Source organism: Roseateles sp. PN1, assembly GCF_038419725.1.
In the GTDB taxonomy this organism is placed as follows: domain Bacteria; phylum Pseudomonadota; class Gammaproteobacteria; order Burkholderiales; family Burkholderiaceae_C; genus Paucibacter_A.
The window spans coordinates 48421-61007 of the sequence record NZ_JBCARA010000016.1; the positions used below are offsets into that span (position 1 = coordinate 48421).

General features: G+C 60.7%; 20 protein-coding genes. 19 read left to right on the top strand and 1 reads right to left on the bottom strand.

The genetic code is table 11. The features are described from left to right. Positions 1 to 7: 7 nt before the first annotated feature. A complete protein-coding gene (locus AABB87_RS20540; protein WP_341973170.1) occupies positions 8 to 634 on the bottom strand; it encodes a LexA family transcriptional regulator in 627 nt (208 codons plus the stop codon). A gap of 64 nt (positions 635 to 698) precedes the next feature. On the opposite strand from AABB87_RS20540, the gene AABB87_RS20545 reads away from it, so the two are divergent. From AABB87_RS20545 to AABB87_RS20635, 19 genes are all read left to right on the top strand, one after another. After that, a complete protein-coding gene (locus AABB87_RS20545) occupies positions 699 to 902 on the top strand; it encodes a transcriptional regulator (RefSeq protein WP_341973171.1) in 204 nt (67 codons plus the stop codon). Then, positions 903 to 1136 carry a hypothetical protein gene (locus AABB87_RS20550; RefSeq protein WP_341973172.1) on the top strand — a complete coding sequence of 78 codons (234 nt, stop codon included), beginning with the start codon at positions 903 to 905 and terminating at the stop codon, positions 1134 to 1136. Between the two features lie 169 nt (positions 1137 to 1305). Then, positions 1306 to 1710: a hypothetical protein gene (locus AABB87_RS20555; RefSeq protein ID WP_341973173.1), complete on the top strand. Its 405-nt coding sequence runs from the start codon at positions 1306 to 1308 to the stop codon at positions 1708 to 1710. Positions 1711 to 1861: 151 nt separating this feature from the next. Beyond that, positions 1862 to 2071, top strand: coding sequence for a hypothetical protein (locus tag AABB87_RS20560; protein ID WP_341973174.1), 210 nt, complete (start codon positions 1862 to 1864; stop codon positions 2069 to 2071). A 262-nt stretch (positions 2072 to 2333) separates the two neighbouring features. Then, positions 2334 to 2603, top strand: coding sequence for a hypothetical protein (locus AABB87_RS20565; protein ID WP_341973175.1), 270 nt, complete (start codon positions 2334 to 2336; stop codon positions 2601 to 2603). Between the two features lie 136 nt (positions 2604 to 2739). Continuing rightward, complete coding sequence (locus AABB87_RS20570) at positions 2740 to 3525, top strand: hypothetical protein (protein ID WP_341973176.1); 786 nt, start codon at positions 2740 to 2742, stop codon at positions 3523 to 3525. After that, positions 3522 to 4850 (top strand): replicative DNA helicase, encoded by a 1329-nt coding sequence (locus AABB87_RS20575; protein WP_341973177.1) that lies wholly within the window; start codon positions 3522 to 3524, stop codon positions 4848 to 4850. Before AABB87_RS20570 ends, AABB87_RS20575 begins: the two co-directional genes overlap by 4 nt. Before the next feature lie 31 nt (positions 4851 to 4881). Beyond that, entirely contained in the window at positions 4882 to 5193 is a 312-nt protein-coding gene (locus tag AABB87_RS20580; protein ID WP_341973178.1) for a hypothetical protein, read from the top strand. A 12-nt stretch (positions 5194 to 5205) separates the two neighbouring features. Further along, a complete protein-coding gene (ssb, locus tag AABB87_RS20585; RefSeq protein ID WP_341973179.1) occupies positions 5206 to 5715 on the top strand; it encodes a single-stranded DNA-binding protein in 510 nt (169 codons plus the stop codon). A gap of 12 nt (positions 5716 to 5727) precedes the next feature. After that, positions 5728 to 6150: a hypothetical protein gene (locus tag AABB87_RS20590; RefSeq protein ID WP_341973180.1), complete on the top strand. Its 423-nt coding sequence runs from the start codon at positions 5728 to 5730 to the stop codon at positions 6148 to 6150. After that, positions 6147 to 6725, top strand: a complete 579-nt coding sequence (locus AABB87_RS20595) for a recombination protein NinG (RefSeq protein ID WP_341973181.1) — start codon at positions 6147 to 6149, stop codon at positions 6723 to 6725. Before AABB87_RS20590 ends, AABB87_RS20595 begins: the two co-directional genes overlap by 4 nt. A 37-nt stretch (positions 6726 to 6762) precedes the next feature. Then, the gene (locus AABB87_RS20600) at positions 6763 to 7053 is read left to right on the top strand and encodes a hypothetical protein (RefSeq protein WP_341973183.1); all 291 of its coding nucleotides are present in this window, start codon (positions 6763 to 6765) and stop codon (positions 7051 to 7053) included. 87 nt (positions 7054 to 7140) lie between these two features. Then, complete coding sequence (locus tag AABB87_RS20605; RefSeq protein WP_341973184.1) at positions 7141 to 7362, top strand: hypothetical protein; 222 nt, start codon at positions 7141 to 7143, stop codon at positions 7360 to 7362. Between the two features lie 170 nt (positions 7363 to 7532). Next, positions 7533 to 7766 (top strand): hypothetical protein, encoded by a 234-nt coding sequence (locus tag AABB87_RS20610; RefSeq protein ID WP_341973185.1) that lies wholly within the window; start codon positions 7533 to 7535, stop codon positions 7764 to 7766. Beyond that, the gene (locus tag AABB87_RS20615; protein ID WP_341973186.1) at positions 7763 to 9403 is read left to right on the top strand and encodes a portal protein; all 1641 of its coding nucleotides are present in this window, start codon (positions 7763 to 7765) and stop codon (positions 9401 to 9403) included. Before AABB87_RS20610 ends, AABB87_RS20615 begins: the two co-directional genes overlap by 4 nt. A 10-nt stretch (positions 9404 to 9413) precedes the next feature. Continuing rightward, positions 9414 to 10760, top strand: coding sequence for an SGNH/GDSL hydrolase family protein (locus tag AABB87_RS20620; RefSeq protein WP_341973187.1), 1347 nt, complete (start codon positions 9414 to 9416; stop codon positions 10758 to 10760). A 25-nt stretch (positions 10761 to 10785) separates the two neighbouring features. Further along, a complete protein-coding gene (locus AABB87_RS20625; protein ID WP_341973188.1) occupies positions 10786 to 11307 on the top strand; it encodes a hypothetical protein in 522 nt (173 codons plus the stop codon). A gap of 30 nt (positions 11308 to 11337) precedes the next feature. Then, positions 11338 to 11532, top strand: a complete 195-nt coding sequence (locus AABB87_RS20630; RefSeq protein ID WP_341973189.1) for a Bbp19 family protein — start codon at positions 11338 to 11340, stop codon at positions 11530 to 11532. Between the two features lie 72 nt (positions 11533 to 11604). After that, complete coding sequence (locus AABB87_RS20635; protein WP_341973190.1) at positions 11605 to 12504, top strand: hypothetical protein; 900 nt, start codon at positions 11605 to 11607, stop codon at positions 12502 to 12504. The last annotated feature ends 83 nt before the right edge of the window (positions 12505 to 12587 follow it).

A 12587-nucleotide genomic window follows, 5' to 3' on the forward strand; every position in this document is an offset into this window, starting at 1 on the left:
CCTGTCGTTAGATTTCTTCCCAGCCGCGCATGACTGCCCGCAGAACGGCAATGACGCGCAGGCCATCGGCCACGCTGTGAAGCGTTCGATAGGCAGGGTTTGCGGCGTGCGCCTCCCATGCTCCACCAGGCGCTTCCCTGTACTCGCGCAGGTAGACAGCCCCGCTTGAGTCTCTGACCAGCACGCCAGCGCCAGGCCGGGCCGAGAGGTCTGTCTTGAATAAGCACTCTGTCCCGGCGCGAACACGCGGCGCCATCGCGTCATCTGGTACTGCTATAGAGAACGTGCCCTTTGGGTCTTCGCTCATCAACTGCTCCCATAAAAGTGAGGGCACAGTTTCAAAGCGTATCTGGCTCATAGCGTGAGCCTCCACCCCCGGAGTCAGCGGGGTCATCTGGGCTTTTGGAGAGGGTTCTCCATTTTCTTCCTGCCCTAGCTCAAGCCATGCCGCCGAGACATTGAGGGCCGCAGCAAGCCGAGCAATGCCGGTGGTCTGAAGGATCAAGCCCTTCTCTATTTTGGAAATGTCGGGCTGCCTCATGCCGGCCAGTTCGGCCAGCTTTCCCTGAGTCATCCCAGCCTGTGCGCGGGCAAAAGCGAGCCTTTGCGCGAGTGTTTCGATTGGTCTTGCCATCGCATCATTTAATCGCACTTGCATATTCCTATGGGACTGGCACAATAGTCGCAAAGGAATAGATATGGAAGCAAAAGACTTTATTGCCGCAATCCTCCAGTCCGGGCTGACTCAATGCGAGATCTCGGAGCGAACAGGAATCCCGCAACCAACCATCAGCAAGGTTGTGCGCGGAGATGTCTCCGACGTGCTTTCGCGGAACTACCGAAAGCTGCAGGCGCTTCATAAGAAGGTGTGCCGCCGCAGCAAAGCCAAGGCGGAGGCATAAATGGATGCGCTCTCTGCGTCCATCGTTGTTCTGCTCGTTTTGGCGCAGGTTCGCAACATCCTGGCCCAGCTCTGGGTGCACCGCGCAATCAAAGAGGCTTTTGAGCTCAATTGCGCCGACATAGATGCGGGCATTTACGAGCATGGCCAGTGGCGATACGACCTGATTCCAAGCCATGTCGCCTTGATGTTCGACCTGACCCAGTGGCGCTATCGCAGCCCATTCGAGGCCTGAGCCATGGCCGCTCATTTCCGCTTCATCCCAGCTTCTCGGATTGCCTTTGCGTCCAGCTCCAAAGTTTTGGCAGCGCTGTGGAAGCAGCGGGCCAGGAACTCGGCTAGCGCCTTGCTGGCCCAGATGTGGTTGGTGTGCGGTGTGTTCATGCCCTCACTGTCCGTTTTTTTTGCTCCCAAGCGATAGGAAAGCAATGGAAACCAATGGAAAGCATTGGCAAGCTGAGATGCCATTTCTCGCAGTGGTCAAGGCGCCAAGCCTGATTTCCGCTGACCTTGCGGCCCGGCTTTCTGACCTTGGTGCATTGCGCCTGGCGGTGCAGGAAAGCGGCCACGACGACTACGAGATTGCCGATTCAGTCGGCATCAGCCACGGCTACATGAGCAAGGTGCTGAAGGGCACGGCAGGCCTGTACGGCAAGCGCCTCGTCAAGTTCATGCGCCAAACCAACAACCTCGCGCCGCTGCAATGGCTGGCCGAGCAAATGGGGTGCGATGTGGTGCAGCGCGATAGCCGGTCGGCTGAAGTCGCGGCGCTCAAGGCCAGGCTTCAAGAGCTGGAGCGTGCCGCATGACCCCCCGCAAGGTCTGCGTCCTCTGCGGCAGAGAAGGCCACCGCAGCCACGCCTGCCCATTACTAATTCCACCGCCCAAGAAAAGCGAAAACCCCGCACTGCGTCAACAGGGCGAGGTTTCTATCACCGCCGCAACCAAGGAGAAAACGGCATGAATGAACGAATGATAGCCGATGAGCTGCGCCAAAAGCTATACATGGCCGCGATCAACTGCCCGCACACGATCACGGACAAGAAGATCCAACTCAGCTTTGACTCAAGCAAGCCCGGCGGCAATGCACTAAATCAGCTCAGCCTTCGTCTTGAAGCTGCCGCCAAGGAAGTGCTTGCCGCGTACTCAAAGACGCCGGAGGCCGCATGAGCAAGTACATCAAGCCGCCAGCCTCTCATGAGTGCAAGTGGCGCAGCGGCCCGCCTCCGTCGATTGGGTGGTGGCCTGCGAGTGTGTGCCGCGATTCAACCACGCTGCGCTGGTGGGATGGCCTTTCTTGGTCGTGGCCTGTTGATGCCATATGCGACTCAAAGTCGGTCGCCTTTGCTCCGGAGCTAAAAGATCGAAACAACATGAGTATTAAGTGGACTAACCGCTGGTGGCTGAAAGGCGGTGAAGCATGAAGACCGCCATGGCCTCAACGAGTTTGGACGCCTACCGCAAGCACGATTTCAGCGGCGCCAAGGCCGTGATCGTCCAGTCCATGCAGCCTGGCATCAAGTACACGCGCCGCGAGCTGGAGAAGCTGACCGGCCTGCGCACTGGCACGGTCACTGGCCGGGTCTTTGACTTGATCGACTCCGGCGCAATCGAGTCTTGCGGCAAGAAGGTATGCAGCGAGTCCGGCGAGATGGTCGAGGCTTTGAAGCTGCCGGCCAAGCAAGGGGAGCTGGCCCTATGAACCCCCATCAACTCTATTGCGCCGCGAAAGCCGCCTGGCTGGCCGCAAACCCGTCAGCAAGCCCCGAGCAGATCGAGGCTGAGGCGCGGCGCATTGCAGAAAGGCTGGGACTCTGATGTCTGGAGACTGGATCAAGATGAGAGCCGACCTTTTCACGCATCCGAAAGTTGTCCGCATGGCGTCCGCATTGAAAGCGGACGGTCGTCCTGACGTTATCCGAGTTGTTGGCGGCCTTATGTCCGTCTGGTGTCTGTTTGACGCGCACTCTGCCGATGGTGTTCTTGAGGGATACACCCCTGAGTTGATCGATGATCACCTTCGCTGGGTCGGCTTTGCTGGGGCCATGAACGCTGTTGGTTGGATCGAGCAAACCGAGTGTGGTTCCTCTATGAAATTGCCCGACTTTGATAAGCACAACGGGCAGTCAGCAAAGCGCCGCGCACAGGACTCAGATCGCAAGCGCGAAGACCGCAAAAAGTCCGCATCAGAAGCGGACGAAAAGCGGACTAGAGAAGAGAAGAGAAGAGAAGAAGAAATACAAGAAGAACCTAACGGTTCTAGTCGTTTGGCTGCGCCCTCCGACATTCCCGCTTGCCCTCAAGACGAAATCATTGGGCTGTATCACGAGCACCTGCCAGAGCTGGCTCAGGTCAAGCTCAAGACCGAATCCCGCTCCAAGGCCATGCGTGGTTTTTGGCGGTGGGTGCTGACGAGCAAGAAGTCGGACGGTCAAAAGCGGGCTAACGATTCCGACCAGGCGCTTTCGTGGATTCGTGACTACTTCGGCCGAGTCCGCGGCAATGCGTTCCTGATGGGCCAGCAGTCCAGCGGCAGGCACGCTAACTGGCGGGCTGACTTCGATTTCTTGCTGACCGAGCGAGGCCGCAAGCATGTGATCGAGAAGACCGAGGTGTCAGCATGAGCCGCACCCAGTCAATCGAAGCCGAGCAAAGTATTCTTGGCCGCTTGCTGGTCGATAACGCCGCTTTTGATCGCGTTGGCGACCTTTTGACCGAGGCCGACTTCACGAAACCCGCACACAAGCTCTTGTATGGCACCTTGGCGCGGCTAATCAACTCCGGCAAAGGGGTTGATGTGGTTGAGGTGTTCGAAGCGCTTAAAAGCCGTTCTATCGAATCCGAAGCTGGCGGCCTGGCTTACATCAACGAACTGGCGCAGTCGGCTTATGTGACGGGCAATGTCCGCCGCCACGCCGAAATCGTCCGCGAGGCTTCGATCCTGCGCGACACGCTGGCGAAGATCGAGCAGGCGCAGGAGATTGCGATTGGATCCGGCGCATTGGCTGAAAAGCTGGACAAGGTGGCGGCTCTGTTCTCCGGCATGGACGCTGGCAATAGCTCGCGCAAGCCAAAGCCGATGAGCGATGTGATGGTGCGAGTGATCGACTCGATCAACGAGGCCGCCGAGGGCAAGAAGGTCGGCTGGCGCACTGGCATTTACGGCATTGATAGCCGGCTGAATGGTGGCCTGAAGCCTGGGAAGCTGTACGTGTTGGCGGCCCGGCCAGCGGTGGGCAAGACCAGCCTGACCATCCAAATCGAAAAGCGCATTGCTCAAGACGGCCACCCGGCTTTGATGCTGTCGCAGGAGATGGAAGACGAAGAGCTGGGCGCCCGCAGTTTGTCAGGACATGCCCGGGTGAGCTTCGGGAACATCCAGACCGGCAAGCTGAACGACGAGGAATGGACTCGCATCGCTGACGGCGTGGACGAACTCGCGCAAATCCCGTTTTGGATTGACGACGAGCCGGCGCTGAGCATCCATGCCATCAACAGCAAGGCCCGCTATGTCAAGGGGCTGGCCGTCCTTGCCGTGGACTACATCCAGCTTTGCGAGGGCGACGGCGACAACCGCACTCAGCAAGTCGGCTCCATCACTCGCGGCCTCAAGAAGCTGGCCAAGCAACTCGGCATTGCAGTGATCGCGCTGTCCCAGCTCAACCGCGAAGTTGACAAGCGACCTGGGCGCCGGCCGCAAATGAGCGACCTACGCGACTCCGGAGAAATCGAGCAGGACGCCGATGTGATCGTGTTCTTGTGGCCTCTCTGCGACAGCGAGGACGAGGCAGAACTGAGGCACATCGGCTGCGAAATCGCAAAGAACCGCCAGGGCAAGAAGGGCGCAATGGTCTTGACCCTGGACGGCGCTAAGCAACTGTGGGCCGAGTCAGCCCGAACCATTGATTCATTCGGTGGAAACACCAAGTCCCGCTCAAGTTTTGAGTAACGCCAGAACCGGCAAAACAGAAGGAAACAGCATGAAATCACATCACCGAAACCTTGCCTCCCTGAGTGTTATGGCGGCTCTCGCCATGGCTGGCTCTGGAATCGGCGGCGCGTTTGGCGTTGCAAATGAACTGCAGGCCACATCGAAAACAGCGACTGCCGAAAAGGGCGCGGCCGCGGCAGTAAAGAAGGCACAGCAAAACAAGCTGGAGCGGGCTTTTCTTGGTCGCTACGGGATCAAAAGCCGCCCGAGCTATCCGGGTTACGGCTGGTCGGTGGCGCATGACCGCCGCATGGCACGCAAGGCCCGCAACAAGGCCCGCAATCGTGCGGCCCATCGCTGAAAGGATCGAATCATGGCATCAGTAAACCGCGTCACCCTCATCGGCAACCTCGGCAAAGACCCCGAGCTTCGCTACAACCCCAGCGGCGTTGCCTTCTGCACCATCAGCCTGGCGACCACCCGAAGCTGGAAGGACAAGCAATCCGGCGAGAAGCAGGAAGAGACCGAATGGCACCGTGTCGTCTTCAACGACAAGCTGGCCGAAATCGTCGGCCAGTACTGCAAGAAGGGCAAGCCGCTCTACGTTGAAGGCCGTCTGCGCACCCGCAAGTGGCAAGACAAGGAAGGTCGCGACACCTACACCACCGAAATCATCGCCGACCAGATGCAATTGCTGGGCGGCCGTGATGACGGAGATTCGCTGCCTGGACAGGAGAAGTTCAGCCAAGCCCGCGCTCCCGCTCCAGCACCCCGCGCACCTGCACCGCGCCGACCCGGCGAGGCTGCTGGTTACGGCACGGGCGGCACGCCTGCACGCCCGGGCACGGGCTTCGACGGCATGGATGACGACATCCCCTTCTGACCGGAGCGAATCATGACCAAGTACTACCAACCAGAACCCGGCTCCGTCGCCAAAAAGGTGATGGCATTCTTTGCGCGCAACCCGACATTGCGTTTCACCACCGGTGAGACCTCGGACAACCTGCGCATTGCTTACGGACGGGTCAGCAACACCATCTGCAAACTGCGCGAGCTGGGAATCCTCAACACTCAAGGCCGTGAAGGCCACCAGTTCAATCCGAATCACGATGTGGTGATTGGGCCTGATCCGTTGAAGCTGCTCCCCGCTAGCTCCCGCAAGGCAAAGCCCCGCCTGGTTGAAGTTCTGCCCGCTCCGGCCAACCTTGGGAACCGCTGTTACGTCGACCTCAGCAAGATGGCGCCAGGACCGTTCGGCAGCATGAAGCCCGGCCAGTACGCATTTGCGCCGGCTAGCTGCGCGGCGATGGCGGCATGAAACCCAAGCGCTGCAAATTCAAAGGCTGCGGCGTGCTGTTCACCCCCCGCTCGCCAATGCAATGCGCTTGCTCGCCACTCTGCGCCATGGAAATCGTCCGCGCAAAGAAGGAGCAGGCCGACACCAAGGCCCGCCAGGCCGCACGCAAGGCAGACCGGCAGAAGCGGGAAGTCATGAAAACCATCCCTCAACTCAAGAAGGAGGCGCAAATTGAATTCAACCGATTCATCCGAGCCAGAGACAGAGCAGCCGGATTCTCCTGCGTCTGTTGTGATCGACCTCTTGAGTGGCAGCGGATCGGTGGGGCCGTGGACGCTGGGCATTATCGAAGCACAGGGAGTGCAGATCACCTTCGCTTTGACGAGGACAACTGCCACGCCCAGCGATCCGACTGCAACCGCTACGGAGCTGGCCGCGCAGTTGATTACCGCATTGGCCTCATTCGACGAATTGGGGCTGAACGCGTCGAGGCACTAGAGAACCGCAACCAGACAGCGAAATGGGAGCGCGACTTCCTCCGCGACATCAAGGCCACATACCGGGCAAAGGCTCGGGAACTGGAGAAGCAGCAATGAGCAAACCTCGCGCGCGCGCGCATTTTGGGAGCTGGACATGAACCACCCAACCACCACCCTCAACCGAACCCGCCGCATTGATTGGGCGCGCATCCTGGCCAACCTGCAGACGGCCGGCATGTCCATGCAGCAGATCGCTGACGCTGTGGAGTGCGGCAAGTCGACGCTCTACGGCTATGCCAGCGAAGACCTGACCGCCGAGCCTGCGTACTGGATCGGGCACTGCTTGGTTGCGCTGTGGGCAACGAAGTGCGGGGCGAGCCTGCAGGACGTGCCAATCAAGAAGGTGCAGCTGAGTGTGAGCGCGATGCTCAAGGACATGGCCTAGACGGGATTCCGACCGGCACTGAGGGGGACATTGCGGGCACTTAACCCGGCCATTGCGCCGGTTGCCCGCAAGCAAGGAGTCCCCAGAATGGCCACGAAGCCCCGCGTCCCCGGCACGCCAGCACAAACCCCGAGCGACGAAGCCCCGGCCATTGCGTCGGTTGTTTGTGCTGACGGCGATCTGCCCAACTCCATCGACATCAACCCGCGCGCGATCCGTGGCCCTGTGCTGACCAAGCAAGGATGGGTCGTGCCGGATGAAGACTGGCAGAAGGCCAACCCGGCCGAGTTCAAGGCCTTGCTGGGCTGATTGCCATGTGCGATCCGGTGAGCCTTGTCGTTGGCGCAGTGGGCGGTGCGTTTGCATCCAAAGCCCTGGCGCCCCGCAGCGCGTCCGCTCCAGCTGCTGCAACTGCAGTTGACCCTGCCGTCGAGCGCGCCCAGGCCGAAGCAGAAGCCGCGCAGAAGGCAAACACGCGCATGGCCAACGATCAGCGCCGCCGCCGTGAGCAAGGATCGCTGGTGTCGCGTGGTGCACCGACCTATGCGCTGGGTGACGGTGTTGACGCCATGAACCCGGGAAGCCCGATTTCTTCCCCGCAAGCTGGCCTGACCTCACGCAGCACAGTGGCCAAGCGCGCATCGCTGGTGAGCCAGGGTGGTCCGATGGGTGGTGGTGGCGGTTCGCAGCGCCTCAGCATGGTGGCCGTGTGATCAACGACCGGACAGCAGCCCAAAAGATCATCGCCCGCTTGGGCGCGATGAAGGCCGAACGCGCGCGCCATGAGTCTGTTTGGCGCTCGTGCTTCGATGTGACCTACCCCGAACGCAGCGAAGGCTTCAACGGCAACCAGATCGACGCCAGCAGCGCCCAGCACAAGAAGGCCGAGCTACTGGATAGCACGGGCACAGATGCCGCGCGTCTACTGACCTCTTCGGTGATGTCTGGCATGACCCCGGCCAATGCTGTGTGGTTCGCCATGGATGTAGGTGACGAGAGCGACGACGAGCGCCGCTGGCTGGATCACGCAGCGGAAGTGATGTGGGAGGCAATCCACTCCAGCAACTATGACGCTGCCAAGTTCGAAGCCCTGCTCGACTCGGTGTGCGCCGGCTGGATGGTGCTCTACATCGACGAGGACAAGGACAGCGGCCGGCTGAACTTTCAGCAGTGGCCGCTGGGTCAGTGCTACATCGCAGCGAGCAAGCCAGGCGGCCGGATCGATACCGTGTACCGCTGCTTCCAACTGACCGCCGAGCAGGCCTACGCCGACTATGGCGATGCGTGCTCTGACAAGATCAAGCAGGACTGCGAGAAGAAGCCCGACGCGCCGCATGAGTTCGTGCATGCCATCTTCCCGCGCACCAAGCACAGCCCGGGCGGCAAGCTGCCAAAGAATCTTCCGGTGGCTTCGATTCACATTGAGGTCAGCACGAAGAACGCGGTGCGTGAGTCGGGCTATCACGAGCAGCCTGTGGTTGTTCCTCGCTGGATGCAGCTGCCGAATAGCCCGTATGCCATCGGCCCGGTGTCGAATGCACTTCCGACGATCCGCCAGCTGAATGAGTTGCTGCGCTTGGAGTCTGTGGCCCTGGCCCGGGCTGCTGCCGGCGTCTATGTGGCTGAGGATGATGGCGTGCTGAACCCGCGCACAGTTCGTATTCGCGGTGGATCTGTCATCGTGGCCAATAAGGTTGACTCCATCAAGGAGCTGCCCACCGGCGCCGACTTCAATGTCACGTTCAGCAAGGCAGAACTGATGCGCGCGGAGATTCGCCGCCTGCTGATGGCCGACCAGTTGCAGCCCAAGGATGGGCCAGCGATGACCGCCACCGAAGTGCATGTGCGCGTGGCGCTGATTCGCCAGCTGCTTGGCCCGCTGTACGGCCGCTTCCAGACCGAAGATCTGGCGCCCACCGTTGACCGCGTGTTCGGCCTGATGTATCGCCGCGGCCGGCCTGAGATTGGCGGCGAGCCTGGCCCTGTGTCGATTGATGACGCGCCCGACTCGCTGGCGAATGAGACTTTCCGCGTGCGCTATCAAAGCCCGCTGGCTCGCGCTCAGAAGCTGGAGGATGTGACCGCCATCGAGCGCTTGACGATGCTGGCCGGCACGATGGCTCAGCAAGGCAAGCCCGAGGTCATGGACTTGATTGACGGTGACGAGTCACTGCGCATTGCGGGCGATGGCCTGGGCGTACCAGCCAAAGCGCTTCGTGATGCCAAGAGCCTGGCTGCCTTCCGTCAACAACGCGCCGAGGCTCAGCAGCAAGAGCAGCAGCAGGCCCAGCAGCAGCAACTTCAAACAATGGCCGCCGATGCGTCTTTCAAGCGCGCGGCAGTGGCTTAGGAGCTAGACCATGACCATGATTGGAAATTTCAACGGGCCGGGCCCGTATGTCGTTGATATTCCATCCCCGGTGTCAGGGGCTTGGAAACGCAGCCGCGCTCTGGTTCGCTTCCAGGGCATCTGTAAGAACGGGACGCCGTTTAACATCACCCCTGCGTCGACGCTCGCCTTTACCCATACGGTGAAGCATGAGGCGCCGGCGCCTTTCCTGGGTGTGCAGTTCCTGGCCGACAACGGCGCCCCGAATGCGCAGACCGTCAACCAGTTGGCGTTTGGCGTCACCGAGACCGCAGCATTCACTGCAACCGGCCTGACCGCCAGTCAGAACATGTCTGCCCCGGTGATTGGTGGCGTGGCATACAACACCACTCTTGTGACCTCAGGGAACCTCGGCTATCGGCAAGTGACATTCGGCGCATCTGCTACCTATGGGCTGCCGGCCGGTAATGCTGCGCGCCAGTACGCGCTGTCTGATGTGCTATCGATTGCCTCGGTGCCACGGGCGGATGGCGGCACGCGGCCTCTCTACTTGATGCGCCAAAAGCCTGACCCGGCTGGCTATAACTTCCTCACGGCCCAGGCAGCGATGCGCACGCCCACTGCTGCAAACCGTGGTCGCATCATGCAGGCAAGCTCCTTCGGTGGTGATGGTATCGCCGTGCCGAGTTCTGCTTTCACGATCGGCACGACCTACACAGACACCTATCCAATTTTCAGTTTCCTGACTCCAGTTCTCTCTGTCTGGGCAGTGGGCGACTCGATCATGCAAGGCAACTCGGTTTCGATCATTGCCGATGGGTACAGCAACTATTCTTCAAGGGCCTGCGCCGATCTTCAGGACGCTACCGGTATCCCGGTGGCTTATGCCAACCTTGGATGCAATAGCCAGAACGCGGCCTATTACTGGGCACAAGCAAAGGCGCTTCTGGCGCTTGGTGTGCCAGCACCCAGCGTGCTCGTCATCGGCCCAGCCTCGACAAATGACGGCAGCAGCGCTCCAACACAAGCCACAGTTGATGCGCAGATTGCTCTTGCGTTCGACGTTCTCGCAGTTGCCAAACAGTACGGCATCCCCCACGTGGTATGGGTGCCCTGGCTGGTCAATGAGAACTTGACTAACGTCTCGACGACTTTTTACGACGACAAACGCAAGTTGGCCAACGGAACGCTGAAGAGCCTCGCGGCAGCACAAGGCGTCAGCTGGGTGGATTTTGCTACCCCGATGGGCGACGGCGCCTCGCCGGAGCGTTGGCTGGCCCCATTTAAGTTCGACGAGTTCCACCCGTCCGAGTTCGCGCATGAATCCCCAATGTCCTCGCTGCTGCTGGCCACGCTGCGCAAGATCGTTGGCGCCTAAATCCAAGCCCCTGCCGACGCCCATCATGACCGACTACAACCCGCCCGACGTTGAAGACCTCGCCCACGGCTGCGTGCAGGAAGCGCTTTCCTTTGGCCTTAGCCATGATGTGATCGCCCGATTCGGGCGTGACATCATGAAGCGCACGGAGGAGGCTATGAAAGCTTACGCAGATCAGTCGGCCCTGGCCGTCTGGTATGGCCCCATGCCCGAGACCAACGGCAAGTCGAACTTCACGGCGATTCTGCATCGCGGCGACCTGGCCGATGGCCACACCATCGCCCGGTCTGAGTATCCCGACCGAGTGCGGTTCTACGCGGACAGCGTGCGCCACCTGATCGGCGAACTGTCGGAGCGCCCTGACGTGCTGGCCTACGACGACAAGCTGCACAGCGGCTACGTCGCACCAAAGCCGGCCGCCAGCGCCTACCGAGTCAAGACGAAGGGCGGCAAGAGCTATCTAGTCGACGGCCCGCCGAGTCAGCAGGACTTGGCCCAGATCGCCGACATGGGCGATACGGTCGAACTACTCGTCAACGCCGTCTAACTTTCCAAGCCCCTGCCGGTACCCATTGAAATGGCAACTCCACAGCAATACCAGCACACCTTCGACCTGACAAACGATGGCCAGGCTGTGCTTGATGACCTGATGCAGATTTTCGGCAATGCGCCATTTGTACCGGGAAAGCCCGACCAGACCGCCTACAACTGCGGCGCGCGGGCAGTGATTGAGCACATCCACGCCATGCTGTCCCAATCCGGCCGACCCTGATTTTTTCTGGCGCGCATTGCATGCTCGGCCCGGCGCGCGCCACTGTGACTTGGCCGGCACAAGGATTGCACAATGTATGTTCGCAAAACTTATCACGACGACCTGGCATCGGATGGCTCTTTGGCTGGCGGCGCTTCGTCCACACCAGCACCAAGCCCTGATGCAAGCGCTGCAGCACCAAGTCCCGCGCCTGCGGACAGTGCATCAGCTGCACCAGCTGCGCAACCTGGCAGCCTCTTGGCTCGCGGCGCCGCAGATGCAGCAGATGGATCTGCTACTGCAGCAGCGCCTGCTGGACCTGCTGACGGAGTTTCAGCCATCCCAGAAAAGTACCTTGTCAAGAACGAAGACGGCACGACGAATTGGGAAGCGTCGGCGCTGAAGCAGGCGCAGGGCTATCAGCACCTGTCCCAGCGGCTTGGATCTGATGCGCCGCCGAAGTCCCCCGAGGAATACGCGCCCGAGCTGCCGGCCGGCGTCACGCTGGATGCGCTCAAGTCTGACCCGATGTATGCCGGCTTTCTGAAGGGCGCGCACTCCAAGGGCATGACCAATGCGCAAGTGGGCTATGTCGTGGCAGAGTTTGCCCAGCGCATGCAGCTGGCCGAGCAGATGCGCAACAGCCCCGAGGTGGGCGAAGCAGAACTGCGCAAGGTGTGGCAGACCGATCAGCAGATGCAGCAGGGCCTGGGCCAGTCCTACCGCGCAGCAAAGACCTTCTCGCAGGATGAAGGCCACATGCAGCGCCTGGATGCCAAGTTCGGTAACGACCCAGATTACATCCAGCTGATGGCCCGCATCGGCAAGGAGTTAGGCGAAGACTCGCCGCCCGGTGGCATCACACCGGTGGAGAGCGAGACGCGCGCGCAGCTGATGGCCAGCCCCGCGTATCTGGACAACAAGCACCCCGAGCACAAGGCGACGGTGGCCAAGGTGCGCATGCTTTACGAAAAGCAGCACGCCGGCCAATAGCAGACGGGATTCCGACGGGTGGGTCAGGCGACATTGCGCGCAGACCCGCCCGGTTTGGCAACCGGATACCGGGTGAATGCCCG